The organism is Prevotella disiens (genome assembly GCF_900454955.1).
GTDB classification, from domain to species: Bacteria; Bacteroidota; Bacteroidia; order Bacteroidales; family Bacteroidaceae; genus Prevotella; species Prevotella disiens.
This window is the reverse complement of the sequence record NZ_UGTL01000001.1, coordinates 831,252-847,540: the sequence shown is the minus strand read 5'-3', so window position 1 is coordinate 847,540 and position 16,289 is coordinate 831,252. Positions and strand designations below refer to the sequence as shown.

The 16,289-nt window shown below is 41.4% G+C and carries 11 protein-coding genes and 2 pseudogenes; 4 read left to right on the top strand and 9 right to left on the bottom strand.

Annotated elements, in window-relative coordinates:
* Positions 1–17 precede the first annotated feature (17 nt).
* Together DYI03_RS03720 and DYI03_RS03715 are read right to left on the bottom strand one after the other, a co-directional pair.
* Positions 18–1,772: an ABC transporter ATP-binding protein gene (locus tag DYI03_RS03720; RefSeq protein ID WP_115367895.1), complete on the bottom strand. Its 1,755-nt coding sequence runs from the start codon at positions 1,770–1,772 to the stop codon at positions 18–20.
* Between the two features lie 27 nt (positions 1,773–1,799).
* Positions 1,800–2,414: a TetR/AcrR family transcriptional regulator gene (locus tag DYI03_RS03715; protein WP_004354983.1), complete on the bottom strand. Its 615-nt coding sequence runs from the start codon at positions 2,412–2,414 to the stop codon at positions 1,800–1,802.
* 449 nt (positions 2,415–2,863) lie between these two features.
* On the opposite strand from DYI03_RS03715, the gene DYI03_RS03705 reads away from it, so the two are divergent.
* On the top strand, positions 2,864–3,088 hold the full coding sequence (locus tag DYI03_RS03705) for an HU family DNA-binding protein (protein WP_159105338.1): 225 nt from the start codon (positions 2,864–2,866) through the stop codon (positions 3,086–3,088).
* A 312-nt stretch (positions 3,089–3,400) separates the two neighbouring features.
* Here the strand turns inward: DYI03_RS03705 and DYI03_RS03700 are convergent.
* Positions 3,401–4,150 (bottom strand): annotated as a pseudogene (locus DYI03_RS03700) (IS982 family transposase); the annotation flags it as partial.
* A 177-nt stretch (positions 4,151–4,327) separates the two neighbouring features.
* Here DYI03_RS03700 and DYI03_RS03695 point away from each other — a divergent pair.
* Entirely contained in the window at positions 4,328–5,269 is a 942-nt protein-coding gene (locus DYI03_RS03695) for an IS30 family transposase (protein ID WP_115367893.1), read from the top strand.
* Positions 5,270–5,296: 27 nt separating this feature from the next.
* Here DYI03_RS03695 and DYI03_RS03690 read toward each other — a convergent pair.
* The 6 genes and pseudogenes from DYI03_RS03690 to DYI03_RS03665 all read right to left on the bottom strand — a co-directional run.
* Positions 5,297–5,449, bottom strand: a pseudogene (locus tag DYI03_RS03690) (IS982 family transposase); the annotation flags it as partial.
* 158 nt (positions 5,450–5,607) lie between these two features.
* A complete protein-coding gene (locus tag DYI03_RS03685; RefSeq protein ID WP_147287661.1) occupies positions 5,608–10,164 on the bottom strand; it encodes an ATP-binding protein in 4,557 nt (1,518 codons plus the stop codon).
* A gap of 1 nt (position 10,165) precedes the next feature.
* A complete protein-coding gene (locus tag DYI03_RS03680; RefSeq protein WP_036870338.1) occupies positions 10,166–11,176 on the bottom strand; it encodes a ComEC/Rec2 family competence protein in 1,011 nt (336 codons plus the stop codon).
* 90 nt (positions 11,177–11,266) lie between these two features.
* The gene (locus DYI03_RS03675) at positions 11,267–12,226 is read right to left on the bottom strand and encodes a hypothetical protein (RefSeq protein ID WP_021669514.1); all 960 of its coding nucleotides are present in this window, start codon (positions 12,224–12,226) and stop codon (positions 11,267–11,269) included.
* 1 nt (position 12,227) lies between these two features.
* Positions 12,228–13,832: an RNA-binding domain-containing protein gene (locus DYI03_RS03670; RefSeq protein WP_021669513.1), complete on the bottom strand. Its 1,605-nt coding sequence runs from the start codon at positions 13,830–13,832 to the stop codon at positions 12,228–12,230.
* 29 nt (positions 13,833–13,861) lie between these two features.
* Complete coding sequence (locus DYI03_RS03665) at positions 13,862–14,068, bottom strand: helix-turn-helix transcriptional regulator (protein ID WP_025064736.1); 207 nt, start codon at positions 14,066–14,068, stop codon at positions 13,862–13,864.
* Between the two features lie 535 nt (positions 14,069–14,603).
* On the opposite strand from DYI03_RS03665, the gene DYI03_RS03660 reads away from it, so the two are divergent.
* Positions 14,604–14,816, top strand: coding sequence for a helix-turn-helix transcriptional regulator (locus DYI03_RS03660; protein ID WP_021669511.1), 213 nt, complete (start codon positions 14,604–14,606; stop codon positions 14,814–14,816).
* A gap of 249 nt (positions 14,817–15,065) precedes the next feature.
* On the top strand, positions 15,066–16,289 hold the full coding sequence (locus DYI03_RS03655) for an IS4 family transposase (protein WP_115367892.1): 1,224 nt from the start codon (positions 15,066–15,068) through the stop codon (positions 16,287–16,289).

Below are 16,289 nucleotides of genomic sequence, written 5' to 3'. Positions count from 1 at the left end.
TTATGACTTTTAATAGATTATAGTTTCCACGAAACAGATTGTTGATATTCATTCCACATACGGTGGTATTGCTTTTCCCTGCTCAATAGTTCCTCGTGCGTTCCCTGTTCGACTATCTTGCCGTTGTCCACAACTACGATGCTGTCGGCATCCTGCACAGTGGTAAGTCTATGGGCTATCATCAGCACGGTCTTTCCTTGGGTGAGATGTGCCAGTGCTTTACGGATAAGCTGTTCGTTTTCGGGGTCGGCGAAGGCGGTTGCCTCGTCGAGCACCACGATAGGAGCATCTTTCAGAATGGCACGGGCAAGAACAATACGCTGCTGCTCACCTCCCGAAAGATAAGTACCTTCGGCACCGATAACGGTATCCAATCCCTGTGGTAGCTGGTCAATAATCTCGCGGCTTTGCGAGAGGTCGATGGCACGGTTGATCTGTTCGGTTGTTGCATCAGGATTGCCGTAACGTAGGTTTTCGATGAGCGAAGTTTTGAACAGACGGGTGTTTTGGAAGACGAACGACACGTTGCGCATCAGTTCGTCCTTGCGCATATCCCTCACGTCTATGCCTCCTATGGTAACGCTGCCATGACGCACGTCCCAAAAACGGGGTATCAATCTTGCTATCGTGGTCTTTCCGCTGCCCGACGCTCCTACAAGCGCAACCGTCTTTCCTTCGGGAATGGTAAGGTTGATATGACTCACTGCATCTTTCTCCGCTCCCTCATATCGGAACGAAACATCGTTGAAACGAATGTCATACGCTTCTGCACGTTTTGGCTTGTCGTGCTGCGAGAGCGGTGCAATATCAGTGAGCTGCTCTAATCGTTCCACAGCCTCATTTGCTAAGAAAAGGTCCTGACTGAGATACATGGCTTTCATCACGTTGGAAGCGATGAGCGGTGCAATCACCACATAAAGTATCACGTTGGCAATAATTGTGCTTGTATCTCCACCGTGTCCTATCAGGATAATAGCGGTAGGAACGAGAATGAAGGCAAAGGCATTGATGGCAAGTATATAAAACGACATTGGCGTGCGCCACACAAGCGTACACTTGATGACAAGGTCGCGGTAGCTGATGATGCTATCGTAGAAACGTTTGAACGAGAAGACCGTCTGCTGGAACACCTTGACCACAGGAATGCCTCTGACATATTCCACCGCCTCTGCCCCCATCTTCTCCTGCGCATCAAGGTAGAGCCTTTGAAATTGGTTGTTCTTCGGGTTCATCATATATCCCATAATGCCTATAGCGCCAACGAGCGGTATCATTGCAGCCGTACCCAACTGCCAATCCACAGCGAATAACAGTACGATAACACCTATCGGAGCAACGACACAGCTCGCCACGTCGGGTAGCAGGTGCGCCACGAAAGTATGTGTCTGTCCCGAATCCTCATCAATGATTTTGCGCATACGCCCCGTATTTTGTCCATCGAAATAGCCCAATGGCGCGCGCATCAGCCGTTGCATCGCTTTGCGCCTCATGTCGGTTTCGATACGGAATGCTGCAAGATGAGAGAGCATCAGTGCCAAAAAGTAGAGCAACACGTTTGCCACCGATATGACAAAAGCCCATAGGGCATAGTCTATAAGAGGGGTGCTCGAGAGGTTGCCTTTGGCGATTAGTAGTGTGCGCACCACGAGCCACAAAAGTATGAATGGGACAAGCGACAGCAGTCCGTTGACTGCCGACAGCCCGACGGAGCAGGGCAGCAACCACTTGCGCCCTCCCATGTAAGCTCCTAAACGTTTGAGAGTTTTCATCATATATTATCGTCTTTTAATAATTAGTCTTTATGGTTTCAGTAATGCTTTCCAACCTGCCATGCTAAAATCCATGTACTGCTCCAAGGCAACTTTGATATCCTCGTCGCTGTAATCTTCGTGTTCTACAATCTCGCAGAAAACGGTTATCCATGTAGAGCAAGTGATGTGAACCAAGAATGGCGAAATGTTGGCGTTGAGATGTGGATATCGTTCTTTCATCAGTCGCAGGTATTCCATGCCCACCTTCATCTGTCTGTCCACCATCTTGTCTTTATATCCTTGTAGCGACGTACCCTCCGAGTTGAATAGGAGTAGTCGAAGCTCTGGGCGGAAGTCTTTGATGATGGCGAGCATGGCAAAGATGTAATCTATTTGGCGTTGCCGCATGTTGAACACATCTATCGACAGGAACTTTTCGTCATTGTGCGACAGGATGTGTTTGTTCAATGCCTTGGTGAGAGGACGCAACACCTCGCAAAACAGTTCGTCCTTGCTCTTGAAGTAATTGTATAGGTTTCCTACAGCGACACCTGACTTGCGAGCCACTGTGCGGATGGAGGTGCAGCGTACGCCATGTGCGATAAATTCTGCACGGGCGGTAGCGATGATGCGCTGCCGAATGTCATCTTTCAGAGTTTGCATGATGAGGGTAAAGGATTAATAGTGAACGTTGTTCTATTTTGTTCATAAAAAAAACGCACTGTTCTTTTCTTGAACAATGCGCTTCGATAGTCGAGGGATGTATATCCATATATATAATATGGTACTTTCGTTTTATCATACTCTTTTATTTATTTGCTGCAAAGGTACGAGGTGTGAACAAGTTTTGCAATACTTAAAAGTGGGTATTTTATAATGGGCATAAATTATAATAGTACCCTCTCGCAGAAATTAATCTCTAATTAGACAGTCGTGTCGTAGTGTGCAACTCTGAAAGCGAATACAATATTATCCGAGGCCTCTGCAAAACTCCATTTTGCCAGAAACACAATATCTGCCTACCAATAAGTTATACCTCCTGTCAGGGGACTTTTGCAGAGATCTCTTCTAAATAGCTTTTGGCAGTAGTCGCTAACGTGACGGGCGACTATATGGCACAGGGCTGCTCGGTGAGACTCGGCGGCATAGGCTCATTCTACTTCACGGCTGTGACGAACAATAACGGCGTGGCAACAGAAAAGGAAGTAACCGCCGCACTCATCAACAGCGTGCGTGTGTGCTTCATTCCCGAAACCCGCTTCCGTGGAGGCGGCACGAGGGTCACAGGTGGCGACTGCCGTGCCGTGCGTAGACTGGCGGTTGTGGACATCGAGTGAGAGGAAAGGGAAGGCGAAGTCGCCTCGGATGATTCTTCTTCGGGCGGTGGAGCAATCATCAACCCGTGACCGAAAGTTTTTTATAACTCTCTAATTTGTATGGTGCAAGGTCTGTTTCGAAATAGAGCTTGCGCCTGTTTTGGTATGACGGGCATATCATACATCTGTGGTGAAAGTCCACTCGGGGCGTAGTTGCCAACGAACCCCATAGCGACTTGCAAGTTTCAAGGGGCGACCCTTGGGAGAGAAGAAGCAATAGCGAACTCGTGGCCTGACGAACAGAAACCTAATATTAGCGGGAGTTCGATGAATTCAGAACAGAGCAAGCTGTGTGTCAATAGTCCTTTGTACATTGATACACGGTTTCTTGGGAAACAAACAATAGGCAGCAATAGCGCCTAATAAATTGGCGATGAAATTGTCAAAGCATCTATGTCTGGAGTGTTCCACCTGCGCAATATTCTTAAGCTCATCATTCACAGTTTCTATAATGGCTCTTTTTCTGAGTAAGAGTCTGTCAGAAACGCTCATCAAAGCTCCTTTCATATTGCTTTTCAGCTTGGTAATAAGTTGTATTCCGTCCACAAACAGCCTTTGGAAGAGATTCTTGCTGATGTACCCCTTGTCGCCGACCAGCTTGCCATATATGAAATCTACAAAAGATTTGTATTCCAAAGGCTTACGGTCATCAACATCTCCAGGTGTTATCATAAAATTGAGAAGTTCTCCTTTCTCATTGCAAATCAAATGTAATTTGAAACCGAAGAACCAACCCATGGAGCATTTTCCTCTTTGGGCTATACCTTTGAAAACCTTGTGAATATGTATTCTTTGGTTCTTGCAGACACGCAGTGGTGTGCTGTCAACAAAACTTATGCCCGTGCATTTGCCCAACAAGACTTTTTTGATAAACAAAGCGAGTGGAATGACAACCTCCCTTTCCAATTCTACTATACGGTTGTATGAGACAACTTTAGGAAACAAATTACGCAGATGCTTACATACTTTTTCAAGATAGAAATGTTTAAAGCAGCGATAACCAGAGTCATGAAAAAGAATCATATTATGCAAGTTCCAAAACGAAGTGCAATAAAAGAGTAACCCTCACCGAGAGATGCAGACGTTCTCGAAGCGTAGCGAGAGGTTGTCTGCATCTCTCGGCGAGGAAAAAAGAAACAACCAGCAATACAAATAAAAAAGGGAGACCTCTGTCTCCCCAAGATTAATTAATTTTGTATTGTGAAATATCATCAATTAACCTCGGAGCAAAGGTCGCAAATTTTCGCTTTACTCCAAAAGAAAACAGGGAGAAAAGAGATTGCCTCAATCGTCGGCATCAGTCAGTCAACACTCTCACGTGAAATCAAACGCAACAGCACGTCATCAGGGAAGTATATTTGGACAAAGGCGCACGATATGGCTATGCAGCGCAGAAAGAGAACGGTAAAGAACGCCAGGATCTCTGACGAATTAGTCTGGAGGATTAAGGAATATATCACCAATGACCAGTGGTCTCCACGACAAATATCAGGTTATCTGCGCAAGAATGAGGGGATAAAGGTATCCCACCATTCCATTTATAATATCATCTATAATGATACAACAGGGGAACTTGTCAAGCACACAAGGCATAAGATGAAATACAGGCATCGTCCCAAGGACAGACATCTTCCAATCAAGGACAGAGTGAGTATCCATGAAAGAAGTAAGGAAGTTGACGGAAAGAGATTCGGAGATTTTGAGATGGACTTGATTGTAGACCCTGACCAGCACGCCATACTCACGATGGTGGAGAAATCCACCAATATGCTGCTTATGCAGAAACTGCCATTTGGAAAGCAGTCAAAGCCTCTGGCAAAGGTAGTTAGGAAACTGCTACTGCCATACAAGAACAGTCTGAGGACCATTACAACAGACAACGGACCTGAATTTGCGGCACATAAGGACATTACCAAGTTCTTAGGCGTGCCCGTGTACTTCGCTGGTCCATATTGTTCTTGGCAAAAGGGAGCTATTGAGAATACAAATAAACTAATCAGACAATATATACCGAAAAAGGATTCGTTTGAACATTATACAGAAAAAAGAATTATGTCCATACAAAAGAAATTGAACGAAAGACCGAGAGAAAAATTAAACTTTTCTACACCTAAGTGCGAGTTCTTCAAATACGTTTTATAATTTTGCACTTGCTGGTTGACTCTGCGTTAGCATGACTTCTGCCTTTGACATCACGGAATTACGATGATAGTTTCTTTTTCCTGTAGGTTTTAGCGTATATTTTGCCACCATTGTATCAAAAAACTTGCAGAAATCATCTGCCATACAAAATATTTCAGTAACTTTGTCTTCGGTGATCATAGCGATTTTTGTTTGTAATTATTTGTATATCAAAACCATAAAGTCGCAAATTTCGCTAATCGCCAAATTTACAGACACTTATAATTCGTCGAACTCACGTTAAAATAGTTTTCACTTCATAATTATGCGCCATACTACATTCATCTTGTATTCTGCTCCTATATGTAATAATCCCTAATCAGATATGCGATAGCGGAGCCATTTGATATCAAACCATTTAGAATTTCAACATAAGCGGCTCTTAAAGCATCATTTTTACGAATGGCCTCCCTTGTCTTAGCATCATCATATAAATCCTCAACAGCATTTTGCCATCGTATCATCGAATGCCGATCTCTTGATGACTGACGAAGAATTGCTTTATCTATATGTCTTAAGCAATCAGGCATAAGCCACCTAAAACCAATCTTGCAAACAAGCCAAGGTAGGTAAGAAACGCCCTCTTGAGGTAGTATTTGCAAAAGCTTATAAATATGTTCATTCGCACCATTAGCGATTTCCCAATCTTCAAGCAAACTGGGGTTCATCACATCAAAACTAAGCATTAGCGAAGGAAGAACTTCCGTAGCATTATTTTTCTTATACCACTCAAACATAATCTCCCACAACTGCCAAAAATAATCTTTATTCGCTGGAGTGGCCATATAGCAATAATGGTTGAATACTGAGCCTATCGGACTCTCACGCCTGTCATAATGATACATAGTCCGTTGAAGACTTGACGCCAACCATATTTCTTCTATAAACTTACGTCTCTTTGGGGGCATCGCAACCATATATGCGGCACAGAACTCCTCTATTCGCATATCTTGCATTCTCACGACGTATCGATCAGATATTTTATCCGTCAAAGTATCCATGAATTGTTTACAATAGATAAATGTCATCTCATCTATAACCGTATCCTCTATATCTGTAGGAATCAGTTTGCAAACATGCGCGAATTTATCAATATCGTCTCGTTTACTTTCAGTATTGTGAATGTACAGCAAGATAATTTTCTCTGCTAATTCTTTATGGTTAGGCCATAACAACGACTTGAAGGAGTTCTCAAAACGAGTAAACAAAGAATCATTATCATCTATAGCATCAATCAATCCCCATACTATTTGCAACAATTGCTCATCGTCAGGCAGCCGATCAAGCAAATATACAAGCCCATCAGAGCTATACTCCGTGTACGGCTGAAACATTCCAGATTCCGCGAATCGAGACGTTTCTTGAACAATGGCTTCATAGCACCATGCTCGTTCTTCTTTGTTCAGGTTTTCCCAATGTTTCTTTACACCCAACGCAGCAACCAGTCCTTTTGCTTCAAACACACCACCTTGGTCTTTATGTAAGCAATATGCTTCACGCCACTCATCAATAACTTGTTCAGAATCCTCATCGTAGCGTGTTCTGGAGAGGTTACCCGTCAATAGTATCTTATTGAATTGGTTGCTAAACACCTCGTTTTGCGCTGCTTCCTTTTTTATATCCTCAGAAGGCCTCCCTTGTAAAATGATTCCCTCATCTGTCTTGCCTATAATTTCATACTGAGTTATATCCATACGACCGGCAGATACTTTTTCCAAATAAGTAGTGGCCGTTTCCTTCAGATGCTTGACAAGTTTTCTAAACTCTTCAGCAAACCCTTCTGTCATGGACATTCGCAGGATTATGCCTTCCAAATCCTGTTTTCTATGCGGCAACTGATAACTATTAGCAACATCTTTCTGAATATTCTTGGATGCATAGGGACTTATCATGGGTTGCATTAACTCAGTGCTTAATCTAGTTTTATCCCATAATATGAAATCTCTACAACTATAGATAGGCATGGCTTTCATGCCGACAAATATCGGAAATCTTGTAGCGACACTAGCCAATACTCCCCAAGCGCTTACATTATAACACTTTCTGTAAACAATATCAAATACAGCCAAAAGTCTCTCCGTAGAAAGAGCATACTTAGCACCATCAATATTGTTTTTGATGGAGTCCATCATCCACTTCTCAAATGTCATTAGAAGGCTTTCTCTCACATGTGATTGGTAATTGCGTCCTCTATACTCGCGCCACAGATAGTTATTGCCAAAGAGGGTTATTTCTTTTCCATCCACTACAACTTTTATTTTCTCTAATTCTTGTGCATGCTTGCGTTTGAGTTTTTTTATATCATAGTTAAGAATTTCACAGAGGAAGCCAATTGCATCAGCTGGGTGAGAATATAAGAAACATTTGTAAGAAGTTGTCAATCCGCTGGATTGATGAATCATAGGATAGTAATCGTGTACGATTCCTTCATCATCAAGCCATTCATGCCTGATTAGAGCTTTATATATTTCGGGATATGTATTAATAAAGCCAAGTGTTTCTATGCCTTCACTGAGTAAGAGAAACTCTTTAATAACTTTGTACTTATAAGAATCTGTCTCTAACGCCTTTTCTGTCCACATCTTAATCTGTTCTGGATTCTCATTCATCCACTTGAAAAGAAGGCGTATAACTTCCTTATCAGGTTTTTCATGTATTCTATCATCTGCAAGAGTCTGGTTTACATCATCTGCTAATATAGAAAAGACATATTTTTTTGGATTGGGAGCATCTTTCTCATAAAAACCGACAAGCTCGCATTGTAGTAATAATGTTATCAAATTGCTTTTATATGCGTTGAAGACATTTCTGTTCTCATAAAGAAATGTAACAAAGGTGTACCATCCCTTTCCAAACGGGAGCATAAAATCTGAGTTTCTTAACTTTGAACCTTCCTCGTTCATCCTTTGTTCCGTAAAAAACTCTTTAGTACTCCAGTCCACTTTTCGGAACATATACGATAATGCGACAGACAACCTTCCTAAAAGCAAATTATTGTCTTTTAAAAGAAAGTCTTTTATTGAAGCAAGGAATGATGCTCCCTTATCAGAAATAAGGATAGCATAGAATAAGGCATCATAGAACACGTCGTCCAAGCGAAGCGAGAGACTCTCTCTAATAAAAGCATCAAGATTTTGATCTTCCTCAGAAATATGTGTCTCAATATACTTCCGGAACATGTTTCTTGATGCAATGTTCGAATCTATGTTCCGATAGAACTGTGCAAGACTTATTTCACCTGATTCAACCTCTCTATAATTATTTGCAATATAGCAATATAAGCCCCAATCAGTAAATATATCATGTCCAGGGCGCAATAGACCTTGCTCTGGCTGTCCAACAAGAATATCATCAACAACGAGTGATTTTACAGCATCTGTCATCTCACATTTCACCAAATTCATACCTATTTTGGACGTTCTTCTTGCCACATCAATAAGAGCAGCTATGCGCTGACTGACCACTTCAGGCTTCTTTCCTGATATAATTTGTCGGCAAAGTATATCTTTGAATTCACTTTCTTTCAAAGTGCTTGCATTTGCTATAGTTGCAATGGAACAAGCAATATTCAGATAGAATGGATTTCTTAAGACATGTCGGGTTTTATCTGTTGAACAGTATGGTTGAATTTGAGGAATATCCTTTTCCACTGCCTTCAATTCGGCATCACTAAGAAGACCGATATCTATAACATAGCCATCAGTGACAATAATCCCATTACATGCCAGACACAATCTAAATTGATCAAGAGAATTTTTCCGAATTGTGAAGACTATTTTTACTTCATGATTCTCGTTCAGAAGATCCTCTATGAATAATACTGCTGTATCAGTATTGCCATTCAGCATTCGTTCAGCACTTTCCACGAGTAACACTTTACCACCATCTCCCCATATGGGTGATTTGAAAAGTTCAGGAAGCCTACTTGTTATATTCCAATTTGCCAGTATCTCTGATTCTTTTGATTCATCAAGGTCATCACCCAACACCGCCACAGAGCGATATTTGTCATTTGTTAACACTTCTTTTGCAAGTGCTGATTTACCTATTCCAGCTTCACCGGTAATGATAACGATATTGCCTGTTTCTAAAGAAGAATTTATCTTATCTTTATATTCTTGACGGGGCAATTGTATCTTTCCAACAATCTTATTTTTGATGCGTTTAAGAACGAATTCAGTATTTTCAATCAGTTTATTGTATTGACTGATAATCTGTTGACACAGTTCAATCGGGATTAGAGGTATCTCTGTCCAACCTTCACCTTTAATGACCTCATTAATTTTCTGTAATTTCCAACCAATGAATAGATTTCTCTCTTCCTCAACCCTATGAATAATGCCAACGAGGTATTTTTCCCCATTGGAACTGACAAATACGCCAGAGCCGGAGAATCCGCTTTCCATATACTGCATTTCTACACCATCTTTGCGTTCTTCGTCCAACTTAATATAAAGCTCATTACCCGCCTCGCTCTCTTGCGAAATATGACATTTGTTTTCTATCCTAAGTTTATTGTCGATTGCGTTTGACGGGAAACCATCTATCTCACACGGGTAGCCAGAACCTTCAAACGTAGCACACTTCACATTGGCAGCTATCGCCAAAGCAATGTCCTCTTGAAGTTTCATTACACAAATATCAAACTTCTCCTTAGGTGAAATTGCCATTTCATTTGGGGTGACCTCATTCTCATTGCCGTTAATATCGGTAATCACCATGGGGACTTCCCCCGTATATTCATCGCATACGTGAGCTGCAGTCAGCAGATAATAAGACTCATTCTGCTTGACTAACACTGCACTGCCTGTGTCGTTAGCTTTAAGCTTAACTGTAAAGTCGTAGTTCTTATTCATGTTATTCAAAAGTGAAGTTGGCGTCATCAATAATTTTTAGATTCCCACAATCATCGTTTGCAAAAATCTCCTTTAGTTTGAAGTTCATCTGGGTGAAATGCAATTCACAACCCGTTGGGTTTGCGGCATTTAATCTGGCTATGGTTTCTTTGTCAGGTAGATGATATCTATTAGCACCATTGCCAGAGATAACATATTTGGGACAGATAATGTCTTTCAAGAAAACGAATGAGCTATTCCTACAACTACCATGATGGGGAATATGCATAAGGTCAAACTTAAAGTCCCCATCCTTCAACATATTTGTATTCTTCAAGCCGTCAGACAAAAGAGAGGAACATGAATCGGCTGAAAACAGCAGGTTATAACCGTGATAGCTTAATACAAAAGCAATACTACTATTGTTTTTTACTTCATTATCTTCTTCGTACAGCGTCAGATTGAAATCCTTGAATTTCTTGTCATAGTCCCATTTTCCGCCTTTAATAAGTCCATCTACTGTTTGTGCGACATCTTTGAATTCTATGTTATTCCACCATTTTATATAGCATTTCATTGCGTTCTCATTTGGCGCAACCACGGTTATTGTAGCATCAGATAAAGTTGAAATATGTCCTGCAAGTATAGCCTGCTTAACAACTACATGCTTTTCCTTAAGTAAGTCGCGTAATTCTTTTCCGCCATGATAGCCTATTGTTCCTGTTCGCTGCACTTCATAGTCTCCTTTACCACCATAGTTCATCCAGACCTCTTTTAATCGTTCTTGGTGAGTTTCAAAGAATTCTGTGTCGTTGATAAAATTATAAAGCCCTCCTATATGGTCATTGTCAATATGAGTTATTACCCACAAGTCTATCGATTCCCCCATGCCGAATAAAAGTTCAAGTTCCTTCTTAAGTCTATCGGTATAGCAGAACTTTCGTGAATTAATATTACCACCATCCACAAATATATTATGCACACTGCCATCGTCACCAGTAAAACGGATGATAATAGCATCATAATACAGCATAGGTATATATTTCACAGATAACATAACAATAAAATGAAAATAGTAACGAAATACATGTATAAAGGGTCTTCTTCATATAACAGAAATGCTTTATGTCCACAACTGCTTCAAATCAGCATCCACTCCATCTTTAGAAACAAGCGAGTCCTTCGGAAGTACATTGTAGTTCTTGGAGATATTCTCTTTCTTGCCGGTGAACCATTCTCCGAAGACGGTCATCAGGTAGGATTCAATATCAAGGTTTTCCTTTCTGTTGTACTTAACTATGTTGAGTGCAAATTGTTTCAATTCCGCATTACGAAGATTCTTGTTATAAGCAATCTTTAAATCCTTATCGGCAGCAACATGTCCACGTTCAAGAAATAGCTTTGTGACCTGCCATACTTTTTCTACATCTTCTACAGGAGTCTTTGCTATAGTGAATACGAGCATGGTGTAATCTTCGGTATTCTTCATTCTTTCTTCGTGTTCCTGCTGTTCTCGTTGTCGGATAGCCTGGTTAAGTTTTTCTATCCTCTCCTGTCTCTCGATAATTGCGTCAACGGTAAGTGACTTACGTTTTAGCTCTGACTCTTTCTTTTCGTATTCAAATACCAACTTCTGTTTCTCGTAAGCGACTTGTTGACTAACCTGTTGGTCAACCAAAGTAAATACAACACTTGGCAGATTCGCTTTTAGGAAATCTACGATAACTGTTGTGTCTGTGTTCGGAATAGCGGCAATGTCATTGATGATTTTGTCAAGTTTGCCAGAAACCTTCTTCTCTTGTTTTACTTGCTGTGATTGCTGCTTTTCAATGATAGTTTGCAGATGCTTAGTCTTTTCCTCAATTTTAGTTTCCAAATACATCTGTACTCCAAGAATAACAGCCTTAAATGCCACGACAAGCATTGCAACTCCATATAACAATGAAGTATATGGTCGGAAATCGTTCCAGATATTATCTGCACTATTGGCAACACTGATTGCAATTAAAGCAAGAATCATGATTACTGCTATTGCAACCAGTGTCCAAACGACCTTCTCTATAATCTTGAAGAATTTTATCATATCATTTCTTTATGATTACCCAATTACCATCTTTGCGACCACCTTCACGTGTTAGAATGCCTTTGGCTTGAAGGTCTGCGATGTCCGTCCTTATAGTCCTATCTGTTACAGAAATTTTTCCAGAAGTCTTTTCCGAAATCTTTTGGGAAATAGCTTTTCCTGAAAGAGTGTCATCAACTGATATCGCCCACAAGATATATTTCTGTCTGTCAGTAAGTTCTATGTCATTTTCTTTTAGGAAACCTTTTAGGAAGTCTTTTAGGAAATCTTTCTTTCCGTCTTTCCCGAAATCATCCTTGATTTCCTCATCCAATTCCTTCCCTTTTGATGCAAGATAAGCCTTCTCGTCAACGAAAGCCTGATGTATTGGCATAGTTGCAAGAAAGTGCATATTGCGGTCATCTGTTTCAAATAGAGGCATAGGCGAGTCATTACGCTTGACTGCTTGGTAAATCTTCGGGAATCCTGTTGAACGTCCCTCGGTCAAGTGCATCTCTTTGAGGAAATCGCCTATACGACGATTACGATAATGACGTGATATCACTCGTGGTTTCTGCAAATCTGCATTAGTTATCGGTGGCATGGGTCCCTCAAAGTTAAGAACCTCTATACTGTTATGATTGATACGCACCTCAATAGGATTACGGTTATCCCAAGATTTATGGAATACGGCATTCGCCAAAATTTCCTCTAAAGCCTCGTATGGATAGTTGTAACAGCGGATAGCTTCAGCTTCACCACGTACTTTTATGACTTTCTCCAATAACACCTGCTCTCGGATGTACTTCAATGCAGCTTCCAATTGCAGATGTATAGGACCGTGAAGAATCTTCTCTGTGAAACGGTCCCCCACTTCATCAAGGAAATGAACAATCTCGATACGAGCGTATGGGAAATATTTCTCTGGCTCCTGTGAGAAAAGCAACAAGCCAACATTCTTTGGATGCAAATCCTCAGTGCTACCACCAATTATCTGTAACTGCCAGCCAAGTTCTGCCATCGGCATGTGCATGATTTCCTCATGCGTCATCTTGCTTCCAACACGTTTCAAGAAGTCTTCGATAAGCATACGGTCAAGTTTTTCAATGTTGGCAGTCTGATTGATACGGTCATCGAATGGAACTTTATTGCAAAGTCCCATCAGCATGCGTTCTTCTTCCTGATCAGCAATCTTTGTAACCGAACCTTTGCGGACAAAATACATCTTACCTGCCTTCTGTGCTTCCTTACCAAGATGTTTCGGAGCCTTATATGGACGAACCTCACCACCAGGCACATAGATTACAAGTATCATTTTGTCCATGAACTCCACAGGCTCTGCCAATGCGTTCACTGTTGGCTGCACCTGATTACACAAGTTCACCAATTCTTTCTGTATGGCATCAATGGAGTGCAAGTCTATTCCTACTGGAGGTAAGACAGGCACACCATCCTGTTCATCAACACCTACGATGATATAACCGCCACCCCAGTTATGGATGTCGTTAGCAAAGGCGCAAGCAGAATGGATAACATCTTCCGGATTCCACCCACGTTTGAAATCCAGACGTTCCCATTCTACGGTTTTTCCTTTCAGCAATTCGTCTATATTTATTGGCAATGCCATACGCTATATATTATATTAATGTATAATCTTTATTTCGTCGGACAAATCAAGTCCCTAATATCCACATCAAGGATAAAGGCAACCTGACGTAAAGTCTCCAAAGTTGGCTGCACTATGTTAGTGCACCATTTGCTAACTGTTGCTGGATCACGACCAACCTGTTCAGCAAGCCATTTAGCTGTTCTTTTCTGCTCAACCAACACTATTTTCAAGCGATTAATATCGCCCTTAGGCATATTATTCGTATTTTGGGTATTATTCGTGTTGCTCATATTTCGATTTCTTTGTGTTTTGTGCAAAGGTATAAATGTTTTTTGTAAAACACGAGAAAAATAATAGTTTTCTGAATTTAAGCAACTTAAAAAGACTTTTTGAGTCAAAACATGAAAAATGCAATATAAAAGGGAAGCATCTTCATAAATTCGTGTTTTTAACATAACCATTCAACGATTTGGGGTGATTGCTACCCAAAGAGTGTGATCAGCCATAAAGAGTGAGACGGTCGGAAAAGGGAAAGAGGGGGAGTGAGAACCTCGCATGAGGGTGCAACAGGGGTTAAAAATGGGTATCTTGTACCTTGGTTGTATCTCAGTTGGCATATATGGCTGATATACAACGGAGGTTAATAATTCGGCGGCAATAGCAAATGGCCGATATTTTATCAAAAATTCTATTCTTTGGAGCTTCCAAATTATTATTGCTACTTTTATATCGTATAATGCTATATTTAGGAGACTATTTAGTATCTTTGCACCCCAAATACATAGTAGTATGAAATTAAATCGAATAAAAGCAGTATTGGTAGAACAAGATAAGTCGCAGAAATGGTTGGCAGAGCAGCTTGGTAAAAGTTTTAGTACGACCAACGCTTATTGCTGTAATAGGCAACAGCCTAATCTTGACACCCTGTATCGAATAGCCCAACTGCTTTCGGTTGAACTCAAAGAATTGATTGTTGATAATACAAAGAGCGAGGACGTATGATTAAATTGATAATTGAGAATACAAACCGAATCAGGAACCGGTGTATATCTCGTGCCAAGGTCTTGGACTTCGTGGGCATACTTCAAGAAGTTCAGGGAGTACCTATTCAAAAATTGCGTAATTACAGACATGCATTTAATTATTACTGTCCGCTAAACTTTTTGGTAAGATACAAATTTAGGGCTGACACTTCTCACGAGGTATCAGCCCTTTTTGTTATCTTTGCTTTTGCTTCCAAACTCAGATAACATGGGCAAAAGTACACATTTCTTCGGACAGCCGATATATGGTCAGCTGATAAAATCTCTCGACCATGATAAAATAGTTGAAATAAGCCGTCGAAACGGCGGTGAGCGGTATGTGAAAACCTTTGACGGCTTCACCCATCTTCTTACGATGCTGTATGCAGTCATCATGCGCTTCGACTCCCTGCGCGAGATAGAGGCGGCAATGACGGCTGAGGTGCGCAAGCTTCACCACATAGGCATTGACAGGGTTCCTAAGCGCAGTACCCTGTCAGACGCGAACACCAGACGCTCGGAAAAGTTCTTTGAGGACGTGTACCGCGACCTTTACGAGTCCAATAAGGACAGACTTTCTTCGGACAGCCGACGCAATGGTACGGAGGAATGGATAAAACGTCTGAGAATCATCAATTCCACCACGATAACCCTGTTCTCTAACGTCATCTTCAAGGGCGTGGGACGTCATCCTAAGACGGGAAAGAAGAAGGGTGGCATAAAAGTGCATTCCGTCATTCATGCAAACGAAGGAGTTCACTGTGACGTGAAGTTCACCTCTGCCGCTACCAACGATTCCTTCATGCTCGCCCCCAGCCATTTCAAGCATGATGAAATCATTGCCCTGGATCGTGCATATATCAACTATGAAAAGTTTGAGGAACTGACCGAGAGGAACGTCGTCTATGTCACCAAGATGAAGAAAAATCTCAAATACGAGGTGTTGGTAGACTGCATGGATATGAACGAGGATGGGCTGATGGAAAATCGTGAGCAGGTGGTGGTGTTCAGGAAGGGCGGTATCAACCATATAGCGCGTATCATCACCTATGTGGATATCAAGAAGGGAAAGATGCCAAAGTTGGTATCCTTGCTTACCAATGACTTTGACATGTCCATGGAGACTATCGTAGCCATCTACCGCAGGAGGTGGCAGATAGAGTCTCTTTTCAAGCAGATAAAACAGAACTTCCCGCTTAGATACTTCTATGGGGAGAGTGCCAACGCCATCAAGATACAGATTTGGGTCACACTCATTGCCAATCTATTACTGTCACTGCTGCAAAGCTCATTGCAGAGGCGGTGGAGTTTCTCAGGGCTGGCTACTATGGTGCGCATAGTACTTATGGAATACCTCAACATGAATAACTTCTTCAACATGCCAGATGCCGACATGAAACTCATGCTTGAAGCAGCGGCTGAATCGCCACCAGAGGTAACAGAAAATGAATAA